The 18,363-nt window shown below is 60.7% G+C and carries 20 protein-coding genes; 8 read left to right on the top strand and 12 right to left on the bottom strand.

Annotated features, from left to right (window positions below; genetic code table 11):
- Nucleotides 1-110: 110 nt before the first annotated feature.
- Nucleotides 111-1,181 (top strand): glutamate-cysteine ligase family protein, encoded by a 1,071-nt coding sequence (locus NKF26_RS15780; protein WP_253228410.1) that lies wholly within the window; start codon nt 111-113, stop codon nt 1,179-1,181.
- Between the two features lie 4 nt (nt 1,182-1,185).
- On the opposite strand, the gene NKF26_RS15775 is transcribed toward NKF26_RS15780, so the two are convergent.
- Together NKF26_RS15775 and NKF26_RS15770 are read right to left on the bottom strand one after the other, a co-directional pair.
- A complete protein-coding gene (locus tag NKF26_RS15775; RefSeq protein WP_253234561.1) occupies nt 1,186-1,626 on the bottom strand; it encodes a hypothetical protein in 441 nt (146 codons plus the stop codon).
- Between the two features lie 92 nt (nt 1,627-1,718).
- Entirely contained in the window at nt 1,719-1,916 is a 198-nt protein-coding gene (locus NKF26_RS15770; protein WP_066138820.1) for an HVO_2901 family zinc finger protein, read from the bottom strand.
- Nucleotides 1,917-2,035: 119 nt separating this feature from the next.
- Between NKF26_RS15770 and NKF26_RS15765 the strand changes: the two genes are divergently transcribed.
- Entirely contained in the window at nt 2,036-2,311 is a 276-nt protein-coding gene (locus NKF26_RS15765) for a helix-turn-helix domain-containing protein (protein ID WP_066138817.1), read from the top strand.
- Between the two features lie 22 nt (nt 2,312-2,333).
- On the opposite strand, the gene NKF26_RS15760 is transcribed toward NKF26_RS15765, so the two are convergent.
- Both NKF26_RS15760 and NKF26_RS15755 read right to left on the bottom strand, forming a co-directional pair.
- Nucleotides 2,334-2,561 carry a hypothetical protein gene (locus NKF26_RS15760; protein ID WP_253228409.1) on the bottom strand — a complete coding sequence of 76 codons (228 nt, stop codon included), beginning with the start codon at nt 2,559-2,561 and terminating at the stop codon, nt 2,334-2,336.
- Nucleotides 2,562-2,614: 53 nt separating this feature from the next.
- Nucleotides 2,615-3,670 carry a zinc-dependent alcohol dehydrogenase family protein gene (locus NKF26_RS15755; RefSeq protein ID WP_253234560.1) on the bottom strand — a complete coding sequence of 352 codons (1,056 nt, stop codon included), beginning with the start codon at nt 3,668-3,670 and terminating at the stop codon, nt 2,615-2,617.
- A gap of 145 nt (nt 3,671-3,815) precedes the next feature.
- Between NKF26_RS15755 and NKF26_RS15750 the strand changes: the two genes are divergently transcribed.
- Nucleotides 3,816-4,850: a YihY/virulence factor BrkB family protein gene (locus tag NKF26_RS15750; RefSeq protein ID WP_253234559.1), complete on the top strand. Its 1,035-nt coding sequence runs from the start codon at nt 3,816-3,818 to the stop codon at nt 4,848-4,850.
- Between the two features lie 68 nt (nt 4,851-4,918).
- Here NKF26_RS15750 and NKF26_RS15745 read toward each other — a convergent pair whose 3' ends face one another.
- Nucleotides 4,919-5,356: a hypothetical protein gene (locus NKF26_RS15745; RefSeq protein ID WP_253228406.1), complete on the bottom strand. Its 438-nt coding sequence runs from the start codon at nt 5,354-5,356 to the stop codon at nt 4,919-4,921.
- Between the two features lie 170 nt (nt 5,357-5,526).
- Between NKF26_RS15745 and tuf the strand changes: the two genes are divergently transcribed.
- On the top strand, nt 5,527-6,792 hold the full coding sequence (tuf, locus tag NKF26_RS15740; protein WP_253228405.1) for a translation elongation factor EF-1 subunit alpha: 1,266 nt from the start codon (nt 5,527-5,529) through the stop codon (nt 6,790-6,792).
- A 551-nt stretch (nt 6,793-7,343) separates the two neighbouring features.
- Nucleotides 7,344-7,982 (top strand): uracil-DNA glycosylase family protein, encoded by a 639-nt coding sequence (locus NKF26_RS15735; RefSeq protein ID WP_256487672.1) that lies wholly within the window; start codon nt 7,344-7,346, stop codon nt 7,980-7,982.
- Here NKF26_RS15735 and NKF26_RS15730 read toward each other — a convergent pair.
- From NKF26_RS15730 to NKF26_RS15720, 3 genes are all read right to left on the bottom strand, one after another.
- On the bottom strand, nt 7,948-8,136 hold the full coding sequence (locus tag NKF26_RS15730) for a hypothetical protein (protein ID WP_253228403.1): 189 nt from the start codon (nt 8,134-8,136) through the stop codon (nt 7,948-7,950). The two genes, NKF26_RS15735 and NKF26_RS15730, sit on opposite strands and share 35 nt — an antisense overlap.
- A gap of 141 nt (nt 8,137-8,277) precedes the next feature.
- A complete protein-coding gene (locus tag NKF26_RS15725; protein WP_253228402.1) occupies nt 8,278-8,466 on the bottom strand; it encodes a hypothetical protein in 189 nt (62 codons plus the stop codon).
- 87 nt (nt 8,467-8,553) lie between these two features.
- Nucleotides 8,554-8,709 carry a hypothetical protein gene (locus NKF26_RS15720; protein ID WP_253228401.1) on the bottom strand — a complete coding sequence of 52 codons (156 nt, stop codon included), beginning with the start codon at nt 8,707-8,709 and terminating at the stop codon, nt 8,554-8,556.
- Nucleotides 8,710-9,082: 373 nt separating this feature from the next.
- Between NKF26_RS15720 and NKF26_RS15715 the strand changes: the two genes are divergently transcribed.
- Both NKF26_RS15715 and NKF26_RS15710 read left to right on the top strand, forming a co-directional pair.
- Nucleotides 9,083-9,679, top strand: a complete 597-nt coding sequence (locus NKF26_RS15715) for a hypothetical protein (RefSeq protein ID WP_253228400.1) — start codon at nt 9,083-9,085, stop codon at nt 9,677-9,679.
- A gap of 128 nt (nt 9,680-9,807) precedes the next feature.
- Nucleotides 9,808-10,800 (top strand): MBL fold metallo-hydrolase, encoded by a 993-nt coding sequence (locus NKF26_RS15710; RefSeq protein ID WP_253228399.1) that lies wholly within the window; start codon nt 9,808-9,810, stop codon nt 10,798-10,800.
- A gap of 752 nt (nt 10,801-11,552) precedes the next feature.
- Here the strand turns inward: NKF26_RS15710 and NKF26_RS15705 are convergent.
- The 3 genes from NKF26_RS15705 to NKF26_RS15695 are packed head-to-tail and all read right to left on the bottom strand — an operon-like array spanning nt 11,553 to nt 14,902.
- Complete coding sequence (locus tag NKF26_RS15705; RefSeq protein WP_253228398.1) at nt 11,553-12,620, bottom strand: sugar ABC transporter permease; 1,068 nt, start codon at nt 12,618-12,620, stop codon at nt 11,553-11,555.
- Nucleotides 12,617-13,609 carry a carbohydrate ABC transporter permease gene (locus NKF26_RS15700; protein WP_253228397.1) on the bottom strand — a complete coding sequence of 331 codons (993 nt, stop codon included), beginning with the start codon at nt 13,607-13,609 and terminating at the stop codon, nt 12,617-12,619. The genes NKF26_RS15705 and NKF26_RS15700 overlap by 4 nt, the downstream gene beginning before the upstream one ends.
- Nucleotides 13,610-13,615: 6 nt before the next feature.
- A complete protein-coding gene (locus NKF26_RS15695) occupies nt 13,616-14,902 on the bottom strand; it encodes an extracellular solute-binding protein (RefSeq protein ID WP_253234557.1) in 1,287 nt (428 codons plus the stop codon).
- Nucleotides 14,903-15,093: 191 nt separating this feature from the next.
- On the opposite strand from NKF26_RS15695, the gene NKF26_RS15690 reads away from it, so the two are divergent.
- Complete coding sequence (locus tag NKF26_RS15690; protein WP_253234556.1) at nt 15,094-16,224, top strand: ABC transporter ATP-binding protein; 1,131 nt, start codon at nt 15,094-15,096, stop codon at nt 16,222-16,224.
- Here the strand turns inward: NKF26_RS15690 and NKF26_RS15685 are convergent.
- A complete protein-coding gene (locus NKF26_RS15685; protein ID WP_253234555.1) occupies nt 16,221-18,293 on the bottom strand; it encodes a glycoside hydrolase family 15 protein in 2,073 nt (690 codons plus the stop codon). The two genes, NKF26_RS15690 and NKF26_RS15685, sit on opposite strands and share 4 nt — an antisense overlap.
- Between the last annotated feature and the right edge of the window lie 70 nt (nt 18,294-18,363).

Below are 18,363 nucleotides of genomic sequence, written 5' to 3'. Positions count from 1 at the left end.
AAATAATTCGCGTAACTTATTAGACTGCGAGGGGCGTACCATAACTATCGTTCGGTGACGTTCGAATTCTGTTGCGGAGAGATATCCGTCACCGACCGGGGGATGGATAGATGAAACTAGGATTGGAAGCTGAATACTGGGTCATAGAGGAATCGGGAGAGCTAGCGACTGACACAGGAGATCTCACCGAAGTGAGCGACTACGTCGTCCCGGAGTTCGTCGCACCACTGATAGAGGTGCAGACACCACCCGTTTCGAGTATGGAGGAACTGCGCCACGAGTTCGGGACGGTGCTACAGGCCGTCCGGGATAAAGCCGACGAGCAGGGGCTCGCGCTCGTCCCGCTCGGAACGCCGCTCGCCCGGGAATCGCTCGACATCACGAGCGAACGCGGGCAACTGCTGGGACGGATATACGGCGACGACGTGGAGTACGCGATGAACTGTGCGGGCACGCACGTCCACTTCGATAAGGGAAACGTCGTTCGGCAGTTGAACCTGCTGACGGCGCTCGACCCCGCGCTAGCGCTGGTCTGTTCCTCGCCGTACTACAACGGGAGCAAACTGGCCTGTTCGTCCCGCGCGGCGGTGTATCGCTACGAATCGCACTCGACGTTCGCCCGCTACCGCGACCTCTGGGACTACGTCGAAAACGAGGACCAGTGGGAAGCCCGAATCGACGAGCAGTACTACATCCTCAAGCTCATCGCGCGGGAACGCGGCATCGACCCCGAAACGTTCAACGAACATTTCGACCGCGAGGATGCCGTACTGACGCCGGTTCGGCTTCGCCACCGCTCCCCGACGGTCGAGTGGCGCGCCCCGGACACCGCCCTGCCGAGCGAGATAATCCGCCTCGTGGGTGAAGTGACGGAACTCATGCATCAGGCGGACTACAAGGACGTGGTCGTGGGGGAAACCGGAATCCGGACGGAGCAGATCGGAATCCCACCGTTTCCGGAGCTTCGGGGCCTCAGCACGGCGGCCATCAGCGAGGGAATCGGGTCGCTACGCGTGCAGGATTACCTGACCACGATGGGGTTCGACGTGACGCGCTATCACCCCATCTCGGAACGGATGGAAGGAGGATGGACGCTTCCACACGAAGAATCGCTTCGCCTCCGTCGTGAGTACGCCGACGCCCTCCGCGAGGACATCGACGGATTGATGGGCGAGAACTGAACCGTCACTCGTTCGTCCGAAAGCCCGACAGCACGTCCAACCACGAGACGAAGATGAACGCCCCGATGACGGCGCTCATCGTCCCGCCGAACAGGTTCGCCATTCGCTCGGTGATGTGTTCGGTCTCCGAGATAGTGAGCGAGTAGACGCTCTCGTGGTCGATGACGTACGAGTGACTCCGCAACGAGTCCGGCGGTTTGCTGGACATATGATACGAGCCGTGCAGTTTCGCGTGACCGAACGCGATTCTGGCCTCGTCCGATAGGTCGCCGTACCTGACTGACGAAGAGCGCACGCCGGGATCGTTCTTGTCCGCTTGCTGTATCGAGAGGGAGTACGTCGTCGAACTTTGCGGCGGCTGAATGAGTGCGTATCCGGCCAGAACGAGACCGGCCACGAGCATGAGCGTTGCGAGCGCCTGAATCAGGAAACTGTCAAACCGCATTCGATGGTCGTTGTGGCGCGGGCGGGGAACTTAAAGGGTTTCCATCGAACGTGGGAAGAAAGAAACCGAACGATTCGATCGGAAGTCGAACGTTATCGACGCGAAGGAAGAACGTCCTCGACGGGGTAAAGGTCCTCCCGGATACCCGCGCCGTCGCAGTCCTCGTTCGGACATCGATAGTGCCAGCCGTCGTCTGTCGCAGCGTCGGCGTCGAATCGTTCCCCACATTCCTGGCAGAACAACCGGTCCATGTCCGAGGACCGCGTTCTGCTTGCAAGTTCAGGCTGCATATCACTATATTCACAGGCATCAATGAAAGAACCTGCGTTTTTTCCCCGGTGACACGGATGCCACCGGGTTACTATACGGTTAGCGAGCGGTTTAGTGGGTTGGTTCCGTTGGAAACCGTATGGAGAAGCAGACCCTGACCTGCCTATGTGAGCTACCGCCCAGTGCGAAGCTCGTTTTCAAAGTTCTGGAGTACAGTGGTTCCCATACGCAGAAGGAAATCGTTCAGCGGTCACGGTTGTCCGCACGGACGGTCAGGAGCGCGCTGGAAAACCTGACGGAAATCGGAGCCGTCACGGAGGAAGTGTACATCCCCGACGCACGCCAGCGACTCTATCGGTTGGACGAGACGGGCGACTGGGACCAGGTGAACTGTCTGAACGAAGTGCCGGTCTAGATCGGAAACCAGCGAAACGATTCTACGCGAATTTTCGAACCCAGTACGTCCAGTCCAGCGTCTCGCCAGCCAGTAGCCAGAGACCGACGGCGAACAAGGATAACGGGAGTGTTACCAGCAACAGCCACCCCACCAGCCCGGTATTCGTCATCATCGCCCCAGCGATGAGGAAGAACGCGACGAACGGCGTTGCCAAGAGAAGGGCACCGATGAGGACGGCACGTTGGAGGGAGAGACCGTCGAAAGTCATACATCAAGTTAATTTTTCAAATAGATAAAATATTCGGTAGAAGCGAGCAGAAACTACGAAAACTTGACGACCTCGATACCGGACGTGCCGAAGTCGTTCATCGCGGCGAGGCGGTCGGGGACGTCGGCCAACGAAACGGTCTTCGTCACCAGTTTGCCGGGCGAGATGGAACCACGCTCCATCATCCGAAGCAGTTCGGGGTAGCGAGTCGGCGGCATCCCGCGCGAACCGAGAAACGTGATTTCGCGCATCGTCATGGCATCCGTCGGGAACGGAATTTCGCCTCGTTCGTCGTCCGTGGTCAACCCGAGTTGCACGTGTTGCCCTCGCGGAGGGAGACAGTCGATGGAGTTGCGGCAGGTTTCCGCGATGCCCAGTGCATCGACCGAGACGTGTGCCCCGCCGATTCGCGCGTGAATCGCCGTCGGCACGTCCACGTCGTCGGCGCGGAGCGTCTCGTCCGCGCCGAGTTCCCGCGCCGTATCGAGTTTGTCCTCGTCCAAATCCACCGCGAGGACGTTCGCACCCAACGCGTCCGCGACGTGAACCGCCGAGAGTCCGACGCCGCCACAACCGTGAACCGCCACCCAATCGCCCGGCGTCAGGTCGGCACGGTGAGCGAGGGCGTGATACGCCGTGACGAACCGACAGCCCAGACCGGCCATCTCGACGGGGGAGACGGCGTCGGGAAGTCCCACTGCATTGTAGTCGGCGTACGGGACGTGCACTTCCTCGGCGAACGCGCCGGGTGCGGCCTCCTCGAAACCGAGCGCGATACCGTTCGCACAGACGTTGCCGTGGCCGTTCCGACAGTACTCACAGTGCCCTCGTCCGAGGTTGAACGGCACCGCGATTCGGTCTCCCTCCGCGATGTCCGTTACCCCCTCGCCGACCTCAACCACCGTTCCCGCGGGTTCGTGACCGAGGATTTGGCCGAGCGGGACTTGGTCGTCGGCCCATTCGCCGTGGCCTTGCCACGCGTGCCAGTCGCTCCGGCAGATGCCACACGCCTCGGTTTCGATGACGACACCGTGGTCTTCGGGGTCCGGACGCGGCACGGCTTCTATTTCGAGGGGTTCGCCGTACTCTCTGAGGACTGCGGCTTTCATACACGAAAGTGGGACGAGAAGGGCTTAAAACGGCGGGACGGAAGCAGGATTTGGCGGGACGGGGCAAGCGGGATTCGTAGAAATGACGAGCGATATTCGTGGGATGACAAGTGGAACTTTTAGGCTCCCTCCCCGTACATCGGGTATGAACCCTCGGCTCCGTCGTGTGGTCTCGCTGAGTCGGGACATCGTGCAGGAGGTGCGGGAGGAGAACATCAAGTTCATGGCGGGGAGCATCGCGTATCACTCGTTCGTCTCCCTGCTTCCCGTCCTCCTGCTGTTGACGGTCATCGTCTCCACCGTCGGCGGTCAGCAACTCGCGGAACAATTGGTACAGGAGATCGGTTCCTACCTTCCGGCGAGTGCCAACATCTTCCTCAGAAACGCGATCACGGGCGCACCCTCGCCCGGCGACTCCATCGTCGTGGTCGGAGTGCTTCTCTGGGGGACGTTCCGCATCTTCCGAGCGCTCGACGCCGCATTCGCCGACATCTACGACGTGGAACGGAAGACCTCGTTCGTGGACGAACTGGAGGACGGTATCGTCGTCCTCGTCGCACTTGTCCTCGTCGTCGTTACCATCGGCGTGACGAGCGCGACGCTTCCGACACCGCAACGAGTTCCGTTCGACAGTTCACTGACAGAAATCGTGTCGATACTCGCCCTCGGCGTCGCGTTCTTCCCGATGTACTACGTCTTTCCGAACATCGACGTTTCCATCCGCGAAGTCCTCCCGGGCGTCGTCATCGCGGCGGTGGGGTGGCAACTCCTGCACGCGATTTTCCACATGTACGCCCAAGTGTCGGCGTACAACACCAGCCTGTACGGAACCATCGGAAACCTCCTGTTGGTCATCGTCTGGCTGTACGTCGGCAGTTTCGTCATCCTGTTCGGCGCGGCGGTCAACGCCGTCCTCGCCGGACGGACGGGCGACCGGGCCGCAGGAATCGGGAACAGGGTGATACCGAACGGCGGTGTCGAGGACGAAAAGGGGTTCGGCGAGGCGCTCCATCGACTCACCGAACGGGCGCGCGAGAACGGGGTTTCGTCGGACGGGATACGGGAGCAGTTGCGGGAGGAACTGACGTTGACGGACGGAGACGGTAGGGAAAGAGGGAACAGTGGAGGGAGCGGCGATAGGGACGACGCCCGGAAAGAGGGGGCACGGAGGAGGAGTTGACCGAAGTCGGGTGGTATGGTGTTTCATTCACTCCTCTCGATCGGTGTTTAAAACCAACGAGTAGGTGCTCAAGCGAATTTTCCCGTGGACGTCACGTTTCTCCCTGCGTATCCGAGGAGGAAGCCGAGGATACCGAGGGGCACGCCGAACGCCAGTCCCCAACCGACGCCGAGGAGGAGCATTCCAACGGCTGTCGGACTGCTGGTTTGTCCTTCGGCGATGATTCGGATGAAGAGGGCACTCACGGGAGCGAGACACAGGGAGATACTGACGAGGATGCCGCGGTTCCGATACGCCTGCCACCCCGCCAGTAGAACCAGTAGCGTCGCCGCACCGTAGACGACCACCCGTCCGGGGACGATGGAATACACGGTTTGGTCGTACCCGGAAACGGAGATGGCGAGGACGAGGGTGAAGAGACCCACTGCAATCGCTCCCCATCGTTTGGTCAGCCCCAGGTCGTCACCGATGAGGAACGCTTCAAAGCTTCTCCGCGGCGCTTCCATACGGTAGCATTCGATTCGTTTCGCATCAAACTTCCGACGTAATCGACCGTGTATTCCATCTAACCGTCGGATCGTCCGGTCGGCGCATCTCCTCCCACGGATTTCGATGGAGTCGGCACAACTGTTTTCCTCATTCGTACCGATACGTTCCCTACACGGGGGAATGGGGAATGCCAGACAAACCACACCAGAACCTAGCGATTATCGGCCACGTCGACCACGGGAAATCCACGTTGGTCGGCCGACTGCTCTTCGAAACGGGAAGCGTCCCGGAGCACGTCATCGAACAGCACAAGCGCGAAGCCGAGGAGAAAGGCAAAGGCGGATTCGAGTTCGCCTACGTGATGGACAACCTCGCGGAGGAGCGGGAACGCGGTGTCACCATCGACATCGCCCATCAGGAGTTCGACACCGACGAGTACTACTTCACCATCGTCGATACGCCCGGCCACCGCGACTTCGTGAAGAACATGATCACGGGCGCGAGCCAAGCGGACAACGCGGTCCTCGTCGTCGCAGCGGACGACGGCGTTGCACCGCAGACGCAGGAACACGTCTTCCTCGCGCGCACCTTGGGTATCAACGAACTCATCGTCGCGGTCAACAAGATGGACTCGGTCAATTACGACGAGGACCGCTATCGTGAGGTCGTGGACGAAGTGACGAAACTGTTGAATCAGGTCCGCTTCGACACCGAAGACGCATCGTTCATCCCGATTTCGGCGCTCGCGGGCGACAACATCGTCGAACAGAGCGACGAGATGCCGTGGTACGACGGCTCGACGGTCCTCGAAGCGCTGAACGACCTTCCGATGCCGGAAGCACCGACCGACGCGCCGCTCCGCCTGCCGATTCAGGACGTGTACACGATTTCGGGAATCGGGACCGTCCCAGTCGGACGCGTCGAAACCGGCATACTGAACATGGGCGATACGGTTTCGTTCCAACCCAGCGACGTAAGCGGGGAAGTGAAGACCATCGAGATGCACCACGAGGAAGTTCCCGAGGCGGGACCGGGAGATAACGTCGGCTTCAACGTGCGTGGGGTCGGGAAAAACGACATCCGACGGGGAGACGTCTGCGGTCCGGCGGACGACCCGCCGAAGGTGGCGGACACGTTCACGGCCCAAATCGTCGTGATGCAACACCCGTCGGTCATCACGGCGGGCTACACGCCGGTGTTCCACGCCCACACGGCACAGGACGCCTGCACCATCGAATCCATCGACCAGAAAATCGACCCGGCCAGTGGCGAAGTCGTCGAGGAAAACCCGGACTACATCCAGAGCGGCGACGCCGCCGTCGTGACCGTCAGGCCACAGAAGCCACTTTCCATCGAACCGTCCTCGGAGATTCCCGAACTCGGGAGTTTCGCGGTGCGGGACATGGGCCAGACCATCGCGGCGGGCCGAGTGCTTGAAGTGAACGAAAAGTAACTACGAGCGTTCAACCCACGATTTTTTCGCGTTCGACACTCCCGAGAGTGGTGCATCGACCACCGACCATCGACTTTCGACCACCGACCACATCCGCAGAAATGAGTCATACGTCTCATCTCGAAAGTACGCGAAGGGGAGAGAAGCCACATATTCAAATTATCCCGTGAGGAGTACTAGATTCGTGTTGTTTTTTCGGTTTTGGGTTCCCAATAGATATGATTAGAGTTCAAAACCACCACAAAGACTAAATAGTAACCGGCCATTGTAGAATATGCTATGACATACCAGGAAGGAGGGAACGAATAAGAATTGGATCACCCACGAAAATCCACGGCTTTGCGCCTGTCAAATCTATACCTCTGTGTCTGGTTCGGTGCATCACTCAATGCATCTACCGTTTTCAGTGTTCATACACGCGACGTACGATCGTATAATCTCAGCCAGTCAGCGATGAGATTCACCCGTACCGACGCGCTTTTTCATACGGAACTGCTACGAAAGGTGTGAAATGGCTCCACGAAGAAGGACGGGTACGTAACCCGTTCGGAATGCGACCCTCCTGTCAGTGTGAAGAACGGCACGACGGGGACTGTGCAGTGTTCGGCTACGGCGACGCGAACGCGGATTTCCATCTCATCGGCGACCACCCGAGAACGCACGGTGGCACCGAGACGAACGTCCCGTTCACCGGCGGCGAAGTCGGCGAAAAACTCCAACCGGTGCTGAACGACGTCGGCCTCCTCGGCGACGTGTACAGCAACGAACCGACCATCGCCAACTTGTTCATGAGTTACCTCCATATGAGCAGGCTTCCCGACGGTCGGCCACCGACACCGAAGGAGTACGACGACTTGGAGCGCTTTTTCGACGCCGAACTCAGAGCCATCGCGGCACACGTCCTCCTGCCGGTCGGCGAAACGGCGACGGAACACGTCTTCTGGGAGTTCACCGCGCAGGCCGACAAATACGGCTTCGACGGTGGAACACCGGACATGGCGGCGCTGCACGCCGAAGAGATCAAGGGACGGGGGTTCCTCGTCGTCCCGATTCGTGATCCCCGCGAGTGGGATTCGGACGACGGCGACGAACTCCGCGAGCGACTGACCGGGATTCTTTCGTCGGATTATCAGCAGTCGGTCGATCTGGGACGGTTCATGCCGGGTGCTGACCCGTACGTGGTTCGGTGATTACGCGAACGATCCCGACGACGATTCCAGCGAGGAGTTCACCGGCGAGCAGCACGACTGGGATCGCGACGAATGAAACGGCGAGAAACCCGAACGCGATGCCGACGATGATTGCAACTCGTTTCCACCGCGATTCCGGACGTTCGAACTCCATATCCGAACCACGGTTCCGAGACGGGTAAAAATCGCTGAGCGTTTCGGAGAGATTCGCGGGAAAACTGCGGGTATGGTCGGATTACCGCGTACAGCGGAACGGCGGAGCGACGGATCGGAACGGCGGATAGTTTTCGAGAAACTACGGAAACGGACCGGTCCACTCGTCCAGACAATCCTCGCTACAGAAGTGGAGCGTCACGTTTTCGGTTTGATTGGCGGTGACGCTGTGACGAACGATGACCGTCGGGTGGTACTCACCGAGATTGACGAGCGTCCCGCAGTTGGCACAGGGCGAAAACTCCTCGCCCGGGTGGGGTGTGTCGGGCATGGATTGACCACGACCCGGACGTGCCTAAACGTATGGACTAGTCACCCGGCCTGCGTCGGTCGAAGATGAAGAGGTCGAACGGCGTGACTAGTCGGAACGGGCGGCGTCCCGTTCGACCGGAATCGTGTTTTCGACCGCTTCGCGCACGTCCTGATAGAGGACGGAGAACGCCATCGCGCGAATGAATACCTCATAATCGGCATGTGTGTCAGTCACATCCTCGGCGACGATCTCGTTCACCATCGTCGGAGAAAGGTTCCATTTCGGGATAGTAAAAGACCGATGACGCTCCCGTCGATGAAAACAAACATATCGACTGCATAAACGTACCAACTTGCGGCCAGAAGATAAATTAGAGCTTTATCATTGACGTAGACCCAATACCTTTTTAAAATCCACGTCCGATATTGAACTACATGGCACGCGAGCAACGAAACGACCGATTACCGAGACGGAAGTCCGTCTCGGTCCGAAGTAACGACGACACTCTCTACCCCGACGATTTCCTCCAATCTGATGGGATTCACTTCTACGATGAATCATCTCGCTCCGATGAAACCCCTTGCCTGACAGCGATTCGAGGAGCGGAAAGCACCGCATACCGGGGACTGAACAAATGAGCGTCAGTTCCGACTCGGCGGTAGACGAGTTCGAACACGCGTCCGAGGAACTGGTCGAACCCCTTTCGCGCGACAAGATATTCCATATTCTCCAGACACAGCGCCGACGGGATGCACTCCGGTTCCTGAAGGATACGGACGGGGCGGTCGAGATGCGGGACCTCGCAGAACAGGTCGCCGCGTGGGAAAACGACACGACCGTCCAGGCACTCACGTCCGACGAACGCCAGCGCGTGTACATCGCGCTGTACCAGTCCCACCTCCCGAAACTCGAAAGCGAGGGCGTCATCCGCTACAACAAGAGCAGGGGTATCGTCGAACGCGGCCCATTGGCCGATCAGTTCGACCCATATCTCGACACGGCAGAGGAAACGGACTACGAAATCGAACCCGAGACCGACGACTTGGACGACCAAGCAGTACCGTGGCTGACCTACTATCGGCGAGTCACGGCCGTCGGCGTTCTGATGGTGATGGCGGCGTGGGCCGGAATTCCGCCGATCGCATCCATCCCCGACCTCATCTGGGGCGGTCTCCTCGTCACGACGTTCACCGTGTTGTCGCTCGCCCAAATCCTGACCGACGACCGATAACGTCGCTGGCAACTCACTAGACCCGAACAGTACACACCGTTTAGTGTGTTTTTCGAGAAAGAGTGGGCATCTCTCGTTACCGCGATAATTATAAAAAATATCATAAGAGAAGAGTCCCAAAAACGTCCGTGAACCGAATTCGACTCGAAAATACGGAGTTCGAGGGAGAAAACAGCGTGTACCTCCTCAACGCGAGTTCCGACGGCCCGACGACACTCATCGACACGAGCGTCAGAAAACCGGAAACGCTCGCATCGCTGGAATCCGGGCTGGAGGACCACGGCTGTTCGGTCGAGGACATAGCGCAGGTGTGCATCACTCATTGGCACACCGACCACGCCGGACTCGCTGGAACCGTCCAAGAGCGAAGCGGCGCCACCGTCCACGTCCACGAGAAGGACGCCGCGCTCGTCGCCCAGCGCGAATCGGCGTGGAACGGCATCGAAACCCGACAGCAGCGATTATTGGACGAGTGGGGACTCCCGGAACCGATCCAAGAACCCGTGTTCCGGAACGCGGTCAAAGCCGGACGCCTCGACGGTCCCACCCCCACCGTCGAACCGTTTTCCGCCGGCGACACCTTCGACTGCGGCGAGTACGAACTCGAAGCCGTCCATCTCCCCGGCCACACCGCCGGTCTCGCCGGGTTCGCCTTCGACGGCGAAGACGGCCGCGAACTCTTCTGCGGCGACGCCCTCCTCGAAGCGTACACCCCCAACGTCGGCGGCGCGGACGTTCGCCTCGAAAATCCACTTGAGGCCTACCTCGACACCCTCTTGCACGTCGTTTCGGAGTCCTACACCCGCGCGTGGCCCGGCCACGGCGACCCCCTCGACGCCGTCTCCCGCGCCCGTGAAATCCACGCCCACCACCGCGAACGCGCCGAGGACGTGGTCGGCGTGCTGAACGAAAACGGCCCGACCGACCCGTGGACCATGGGTGCCCACCTGTTCGGCGAACTCGAAGGAATCCACCTCCTCCACGGACCCGGCGAGTCCTACGCCCACCTCGAACATCTGGCGAACGCGGGGTGCGTGGAACGGGCGGGTGACGAGTACGAGTTGGTCGAGCAACCCGATTTGGACGCGCTGTTTGGAAAGCGAATGTTGGTAAGTGCGTAAGCGCGTTCACATCGCCGTGAATCCGGTTTTTCGGATTATAGTTGGTGGTGCTTGGAAAGTTGCCGACTCGCTAGTTACGAAGGGATGCTGGTTTTGTCGTGATTATACCGCCGGGCGGTAAACGACCCGAGGTTGGTTCTACGTGACTACAACTACCAAGCGGCAAACAACCGCCACCGCATTCGGCAAGTTATGTTCGGTTTTGCTGTGACTGCAAGTACAGACGTCACTGAAACCGCCACCACACCGCGACAGCCACGCCCTCCCCAACCGATTCCTTGCTGACGCTCGTCATCCACCGTCAGAGCGGAGCTCTGACGAGCCACTCGTTCGCTCCTGCGTCACTCACGAAGACCTCGCGCGGGCGCACCTGCGATGCGCCTTCGCGCGCCGTGCGATTTCGCGCGCCGTGCGATAGTCCAGTCTCGCGCTGAGGGATTCCTGTGGTGGCGCGCGCGAGAAACGTGCGCGAGGGACGAGGGAGCGTTGTGAATCACGCCATGGCGTGATTCACATGCTCGCGGTTTATCCGCGAGTAAGCAACCGAGGAGGCTGGGGAGGTTCGAGGGGGGTGGGGTTTTCACTGACGTCTGTATTTGCGGTCACAACAAGACCAAAACCAAGATCAAACAGAACACCTCACGACCGGAAAAGTGTTCAAAATCCGACTCTCAACGACTGCAACCATCGAAAAACCAGAACCACCCAGTAGCCACCGAACGAAAGAAAGAATCAAACCCACCCAACTCGCCCTAGCCTTCCATACCGCCGAAGGACAGTCCGCTCTCGATGTACCGCTGTGCGAACAGATACACCAAGACGATGGGCGTGGCGAAGGTCAGCGCGAAGGCCGAGAACCGTGCCCACGGGGTCGAGTACTTCCCGACGAGGCTGTAGAGGCCGACCGGGAGTGTGTACTTGCCCGTGCTGAGCAGGAGTTGGGCGACGATGAACTCGGTCCAGCCGGTGAGGAAGCTGAAGACGAGGACGGTCGCCAGTCCCGCCTTCGACAGCGGGATGATTATCTCCCAGACGATGCGCCACGTGGGCGCGCCGTCCATCATCGCGGCCTCCTCGTAGGAGGTCGGGATGTTGTCCATGTAGGTCTTCAACAGCCACGTGTTGAACGGGACGGCGGTCGCGGCGTAGTACGACGACAGCGCAAGTTTGCTGTTGTCGAGTCCGAACTGGACGAACGTGGCGTACAGCGCGATGAGCGCCGCGATGCCGAGTCCACCGCCGACCTGCGTGAACAGGACGTACAGGTAGAGCACTTTGGATCGGAAGAGGAACTTCCGCCGCGAGAGCGCGTACGCCGCCGGAATCACGATTGCCATCGTCAGGATGACGGTGGGCACCGCGACGGTGAAGCTGTTCCAGAGGAACAGCGGGAACTGCGAACAACCGTCGAAACGCGCGCAGTTCACCGTGGTCGAGACGCCGGGCGTCTGTAGCGCTATCTCCGTGCCGAACAGGTGAACCGCGACCGTGTAGCTCGGTATCGACATGCCGCCGAGCACCCATTTGTAGGCGTCGAGCGACGGTTTCTGCGGCAGGAGATGGATCCCGCTCGAACTGTAGAGCGACCCGCCGGTCCCGGAGAGGGAGGCGAGGAATATCCAGTAAATCGGGAACAGCAGTGTTCCGACCATCAACAGCGCGAACGCGGTGGCGACGAGTTTCGCCGCGACTCGTCGCGCCGACACTTCGCCGGTTCGCAGGCCGTGGACGGTGTACCGCGCCGACTCGACGGCGCGAACGGGTGCCCCGAGTGCACGTCGAATGTCCTCGGCGAAGCCGCCGAGGATTCCGTCGCTCATTCGCTCACCCCCTCCGCGAGGCGGCCGCGTTTGACGTTCAGGAACATGAAGCCGCTGATGACGATCAACGTCGCGGTCATGATGGCGGCCCCCTTCCCGTACTTGTCGAAGCGAAACGCCTCACGGTAGCCGTAGACGATGAGTAGTTCGTTCTGGCGGAGCGGTCCACCCTTGTTCATCACGTACGGGATGAGGAACTGCTGGAACGACGCCGCCGCCGTCAGTATCGACGCGAAGAGCACGGGTCGCTTGATGGACGGAAGCGTGACGTGCATGAACCGGTTGAGGAATCCCGCGCCATCCACCATCGCCGCGTCGTGGAGTTCCTCGGGCACGTCCTGCAGCGCGCTCACGATGATGATGACCATGAACGGGTAGGCCAACCACGCTTCGGTGACGTTGTACGCCAGAAACGCGGTCCATCGCTGGTCGAGCCACAGAACCGGCTGGAGGTGCAGTCCGGTGAGCACCTGATTCGCCAGCCCGTATCGGGCGTTGCTGAAGATGCCGCGCCAGACGGTGATGGTGAAGATGGTCGGCAGGCCCATCGGGATGATGATGAGCGAACGCATGTAGCGCCGACCGATGACGTAGGGATTGGTCAACACGAGCGCGATGCCGATGCTCAGCGCGACTTTGAGGGCCACGCTCGTGAACACGAACAGCCACGAGATGCCCATCGAGTTCCAAAAGCCCGCGTTGAGCGGGAGCGTCGTGCTGAATCCGAACAGAATCAGCTTGAAGTGCGGCGTGCCGAACAGCACCCTCCGGTAGTTGTCGAATCCGACGAACGAGTACTCGTGTGTGAACAGCGTCAGGTTCGTCGCATCCGTCAACGACAGGTAAAACGAGTAGAGGATGGGGTAGAACATGAACGCCGAGAACAGAAACAGCCCCGGCAGTATCAGTAGCAGGGGCAGGTCGTCCCGGTCGAATACGGGATTTTCCAGCGCGTTTGCGCCGCGAGTGAACGTCGAGCGAATACTCATGTGGCCTCAGTCCCAGTTCTGCTTGATCGTCTTCTCCGCCGCTTCGAACGCCGGTTTCGCGTCCTGCTTGCCTTTCAGCACCTTGAGGAACGCGGATTTGACCGGATCCCATACCTTCTGCATGTGAGGGGCCGTCGGCATCGGTTCGCCCATCTGGACGGATTCGGAGAAGCCTTTGACGGCTGGCGGAAGGTCGTCGCTTCCCGCGAGGTCCTTGTGAACCGGGATGAAGCCGTGGTCCTTGGCGAGGTCGAGGAGCAGGTCCGTGTTCGTGGTGTGCCACTCGGTGAACTTCCGAGCGGCCGCGGTGTTCCCGTTCTCCTCGTTCATCTTCTTGGCGAAGTACCACATCTTCACGCCGGTGTACGGTTTCGGTTTGCCGCCCTTCGGTTTCGGAAGCGGGGCGACGCCGACGTCGAGACCCTTGTCACGGACGGTGCCGAGATACCACGGACCGTTGATGGCGAGCGGCGCGTTGCCCTCGTTGAACACGGCGGCCTGCGGGTCGTATTTCTGGTCTTTCGGGATATACTTCGCCAGTTCGTCGCGCACGAACCGGAACCCTTTGAGCGTCTCCGACTTCGCGAGGCCGAGTTCGTCCTTCTTCTCGTCGTAGTAGTAGCCGCCGAAGGCCTGCGCGTAGCCGCTGATGAAGTAGGGGTCGATGGGGAACGAGAGGCCGTATTTCCCGTTCGATGGGTCGTGGTGTTCCTCCATGATGGACTGCATCTCTGCGACCGTTTGGGGCGGTTCGTCCACCATGTCCTTGTTGTAGAGCAGTGCGACGGTTTCGGCGGCGTACGGCAGGCCGAGCGTTTCGCCGTCGAACTGCACCGCCTCCGCCGCCGCGCTGGTGTACGTGGATTCGAGGTCCACCGAGAGCTTATCGCTCTGGTCCGAGAGGAATCCGGCGGGTTGGTACTCGCCGATCCAGTCGTGTGCCCACTGGAACAGATGCGGCCCTTTTCCTGCGGGGAGTTTGTTCTCGATGGTCTTCTGCAGGTCCGAAATCTCGGAGAGTTTTATCGCGTAGTCGGATTGCCCTTCGAACTTCTTCACGTTCGATTCGAGGCTCTTCTTCGGTCCCTTCGGGCGCGAATGCCAGAGTTGTCCGGTGCCGCCGGTCGTCTCGTCGTTGCCGTCGTTACCGCCGTTTCCGTCGCCACCACCACCGTCGTTACCGTTGTCGCCGTTGCCGTCCTTCTTGTCGCTGTTCACGCTGATGCATCCCGCGAGGGTGATACCAGCCACTGCGCCGCCTGTCTGTAGGATTTTCCGCCGTGGGTACGACATGGTTGTATCCGTTATGAAATATGACTTCACGTATTTAACCGTTAGGGATTTTCGTGTCGTTTTCTCGTCGACATATTTGAGAAAGGGGACGAATCGGTCGAATATCGGCCTTGAAAAGTGGTATGAAATATCCCATCACAGATTTGGCTCGATGGGAAAGAACTTTACCGTGGTACGACACCACACGAGTAATGGCAAGCCTTCGACTGGAGACGCTCAGAAAGGAGTTCGACCGCGGACAGATCGTCGCCGTGGACGGTCTCGACCTCGATATCGAGGACGGCGAGTTCGTCACGCTCGTCGGTCCGTCCGGGTGTGGGAAGACCACGACGCTCCGCATGATAGCCGGGTTGGAAAGCGCCACCGACGGCCACATCTACATCGGTGACGAGGACGTGACGGACGTTCACGCCAAGAACCGCGACGTGGCGATGGTGTTCCAGAACTACGCGCTCTACCCGCACAAAACCGTCGAGCAGAACATGGGATTCGGGCTCCGGATGAGTACCGACCTCTCGAAGGACGAGCGCCACGAGAAGGTGTACGAAGCCGCCGAGATGATGGGTATCGAGGACCTGCTCGGGGACAAACCCGACGAGTTATCCGGCGGGCAGAAACAGCGCGTCGCGCTCGGCCGCGCCATCGTCCGCGAACCCGACATCTTCCTCTTCGACGAACCACTGTCGAATTTGGACGCGAAACTCAGGACCACGATGCGAACCGAAATCCAGCGCATCCAGCAGGAACTCGGGATCACGTCGGTGTACGTCACCCACGACCAGGAGGAGGCGATGACGATGGGCGACCGCATCGTCATCCTTCGTGACGGCGAACTCCAGCAGATGGGCGCGCCGACGAACGTGTACGAACAACCCGTAAACAGCTTCGTCGGCGGTTTCATCGGATCGCCGAGCATGAACTTCATCGACGTTCGCGCGCGGCGCGAAGGCGACGCCGTCGTCCTCGAAGACGACCACGGTGCGTTTTCGTGCCGTCTCGCCCCGTCCTTCGCCGACCGAATCGAGAACACGGATGCGGCTTTTACCATCGGTATCCGACCGGAGGACATCTTCCCCGCGGCGGAGTCCGACCGGAACTCCCTCTCGGCCACCGTCGAAGTGGTCGAACCCATCGGCAGCGACAACTACCTCTATCTCGATCTCGCACCCGACTTCATCGCGCGCGTCGATTCCGACGTCGAACCCGCACCCGGCGAGACGATTCGAATCACGTTCGACGAGGACGACCTGCACGTCTTCGACGGCGAGACCGGTGACGTCGTCGGTGAGAGCGAAACCGTGGCGGGAAAAGCGTCGGTTTAAAATCGAGTCGATTCAGTCGTCGGCCGCTCGTTTTTCCGGTCCAAGTTCCCCCGTTCGTCCAGCGCCGCGACCGTCGCCAGTCGAATCGCGTGGGGCCACCCGAGCGGCGTCGCGCTGTCGGCCTCGCCCACGTCGAAGTACTGTTCCGGGAGGTAGCCGGTTTCGGCACAGAGCGAACCGCCGGGCAGGAGCAACGAAAGGAGGTCGCGCGAGCGGCGGGCGAACTCGTCGGCGCGGCGGTCGTCACGCTCGGAGAGCAGGTCCGCGAGTTCGCTCGCGGCGTTGGCTCCCCACGCCGTCGAAACCGTCCAGATTTTGGGCGTCGTCTGCTCGCGCACGCGCCAATCGTCGCCGTCGAAACGCGCGAGTCCCTGAATTTCGCTCTCCTCCGGGTCGCGCCAGAGACCGTCGAGGACGGCTTCTGTGTGGGAGACGAGTCGGTTCACCTGCTCGGAGTCGAGGTCGACGACCGATGCGGCCGCGCGGTATGCGGCCGCGAGCGCGAGCGCACTCGAATCGCAGCGCTCGTCGCGGTCATCCTCGATTAGTCGAAGCGCGTAAAATTCGCCCGTCCAGAGGCGGTCGAGTCCGGCGAGTACCGCTTTCGTTCCCTCCAGCGCGCGTTCTCGAACGTCGTTCGAAACGGGCGCGCGGGCGAGTTCCGCGTAGGCTTCGAGGTACGTCGCGGCGGTGTGGGCGAAGCGCCCGGTCATGTTCTCCCACGCGTTCTGGCAGTGGATCGGCAGGCCATCCGCTTCGAGGGTGTCGTCCAATCCGTCGAGCGCGGCACGAAGGGTTCCCTCGATTTCGGATTCGAGTTCCGCATCGAGGTCGGACGTTCGGAGATAGGTAGCGAGGAAGGTGATCACGCTTCCCGTCTGATCCGCTTGATAGTCCGCGCCGTCACCGGCCTCGACGCGAGCGTTCGCCCATCCCGGGGCGATGGTCCCGTCGCGGGGCCAGACGCGGTGGGGCCACGTCCCGTCAGGGCGTTGGGTTTCACAATACAACCGGGCACTTTTCTCGTGCCAGTCGGCCAGCGAGAGGTCGAAGTGGTCGTCGGCCGTGAGCAAGAAGCGGGAAATCTCCGCATCGTCGCGGAACCACGTGTAGCCGTAGCCACCCGAGTACTGGTAGAACGGGTCGAAATCCGGCCCGGCGATTCGCGCCCCCGTCTCCGCCGACAGAAACGAGAGCACCCGGAGGTCGTCGGTGATGGCGTCCGTCGTCGGCGCGTCGAGCGTCGCATCGAGGGGGTTCCGGGACGTCTCGTCGGTGGCGAGGGACCGAATTCGGGCGGGTGAATCGTACTCCGAAGCGAGTTCTCGAACTCGCCGGAGGGCATCCTCACGGGGGAGTTCACGGTGGTCGGCGAGCAGGGAAACGAACGTCGTCGCACCATCGAGCGGGAGGGAGACGACGAGTTCGCCGCTGAGGCGACTCTCCTCGTAGCGGCCGGTGTCGGCGATACCGGGTACCGCGTTGGGTTTCTCGGAGAGTAGCGCGTCGAAATCCGCCGGAACGAGACCGTCTATTTCGGTCGGTTCGGCGGACATTCCGAGGTAATCGTGTTCCTCGGTGTGGTACACCTCGACCACGTCGCCGTGGCGGAGTTGCCCGATTCTGTCGTCCCGGCCGTCCGGTGCGAACCCGAAGTAAGCCACGAGTTCGGCGGGGGCGGCGTCGTTTTCGTCGGCATCGTCGACCGCGAAGTGGGTGAAGTGGAAATCGCCGAACGTCAGATCGTACTGCGTGATAGACCAGTCCGCGGTCCCGTGCTCGGTGACGACGAGGGCGCTCCCCTCGTGATAGCGTTGCGTCGAATCGACGGCGTCGAACCACACGATGTCGGCGTTTCCGTCCCTCCGAACCCCGAATCGTGAGCGGTCGAGTCCGTAGCGGCCGGAGAGCGGGTAGGAGTAGTCGCGGAGCGACCCATGCGGGCCGACGTGGACGAGTCGAGCGTCGAAACCGGAGAACCGGCCCGCCGTCGTCCGGCGCTCACCGGGGAAGCGGGTCGCGTTCCCGCGGTGGCGTTTGAAATCGGAAAGTGCGTCGCGGAGCGTCATCAGGTAGCACCACGAGTCGGGGTGGTAAAAGACTTGGTGAAATAATCCTTCACAGATTCTTATCGGAACG

Source organism: Haladaptatus sp. AB618 (genome assembly GCF_024136965.1).
Taxonomy (GTDB): domain Archaea; phylum Halobacteriota; class Halobacteria; order Halobacteriales; family Haladaptataceae; genus Haladaptatus.
This window is presented reverse-complemented; position numbering and strand designations above follow the sequence as displayed.

Excerpts from the sequence above, each read along its gene's own strand:
- NKF26_RS15780 (WP_253228410.1), top strand. The coding sequence starts at position 111 with ATGAAACTAGGATTGGAAGCTGAATACTGGGTCATAGAGGAATCGGGA.
- NKF26_RS15750 (WP_253234559.1), top strand. The coding sequence starts at position 3,816 with ATGAACCCTCGGCTCCGTCGTGTGGTCTCGCTGAGTCGGGACATCGTG.
- NKF26_RS15745 (WP_253228406.1), bottom strand. The coding sequence starts at position 5,356 with ATGGAAGCGCCGCGGAGAAGCTTTGAAGCGTTCCTCATCGGTGACGAC.
- NKF26_RS15760 (WP_253228409.1), bottom strand. The coding sequence starts at position 2,561 with ATGACTTTCGACGGTCTCTCCCTCCAACGTGCCGTCCTCATCGGTGCC.
- NKF26_RS15715 (WP_253228400.1), top strand. The coding sequence starts at position 9,083 with ATGAGCGTCAGTTCCGACTCGGCGGTAGACGAGTTCGAACACGCGTCC.
- NKF26_RS15725 (WP_253228402.1), bottom strand. The coding sequence starts at position 8,466 with ATGCCCGACACACCCCACCCGGGCGAGGAGTTTTCGCCCTGTGCCAAC.
- NKF26_RS15775 (WP_253234561.1), bottom strand. The coding sequence starts at position 1,626 with ATGCGGTTTGACAGTTTCCTGATTCAGGCGCTCGCAACGCTCATGCTC.
- NKF26_RS15685 (WP_253234555.1), bottom strand. The coding sequence starts at position 18,293 with ATGACGCTCCGCGACGCACTTTCCGATTTCAAACGCCACCGCGGGAAC.
- NKF26_RS15755 (WP_253234560.1), bottom strand. The coding sequence starts at position 3,670 with ATGAAAGCCGCAGTCCTCAGAGAGTACGGCGAACCCCTCGAAATAGAA.
- NKF26_RS15770 (WP_066138820.1), bottom strand. The coding sequence starts at position 1,916 with ATGCAGCCTGAACTTGCAAGCAGAACGCGGTCCTCGGACATGGACCGG.
- NKF26_RS15695 (WP_253234557.1), bottom strand. The coding sequence starts at position 14,902 with ATGTCGTACCCACGGCGGAAAATCCTACAGACAGGCGGCGCAGTGGCT.
- NKF26_RS15735 (WP_256487672.1), top strand. The coding sequence starts at position 7,344 with ATGCGACCCTCCTGTCAGTGTGAAGAACGGCACGACGGGGACTGTGCA.
- tuf (WP_253228405.1), top strand. The coding sequence starts at position 5,527 with ATGCCAGACAAACCACACCAGAACCTAGCGATTATCGGCCACGTCGAC.
- NKF26_RS15700 (WP_253228397.1), bottom strand. The coding sequence starts at position 13,609 with ATGAGTATTCGCTCGACGTTCACTCGCGGCGCAAACGCGCTGGAAAAT.
- NKF26_RS15705 (WP_253228398.1), bottom strand. The coding sequence starts at position 12,620 with ATGAGCGACGGAATCCTCGGCGGCTTCGCCGAGGACATTCGACGTGCA.
- NKF26_RS15765 (WP_066138817.1), top strand. The coding sequence starts at position 2,036 with ATGGAGAAGCAGACCCTGACCTGCCTATGTGAGCTACCGCCCAGTGCG.
- NKF26_RS15690 (WP_253234556.1), top strand. The coding sequence starts at position 15,094 with ATGGCAAGCCTTCGACTGGAGACGCTCAGAAAGGAGTTCGACCGCGGA.
- NKF26_RS15730 (WP_253228403.1), bottom strand. The coding sequence starts at position 8,136 with ATGGAGTTCGAACGTCCGGAATCGCGGTGGAAACGAGTTGCAATCATC.
- NKF26_RS15720 (WP_253228401.1), bottom strand. The coding sequence starts at position 8,709 with ATGGTGAACGAGATCGTCGCCGAGGATGTGACTGACACACATGCCGAT.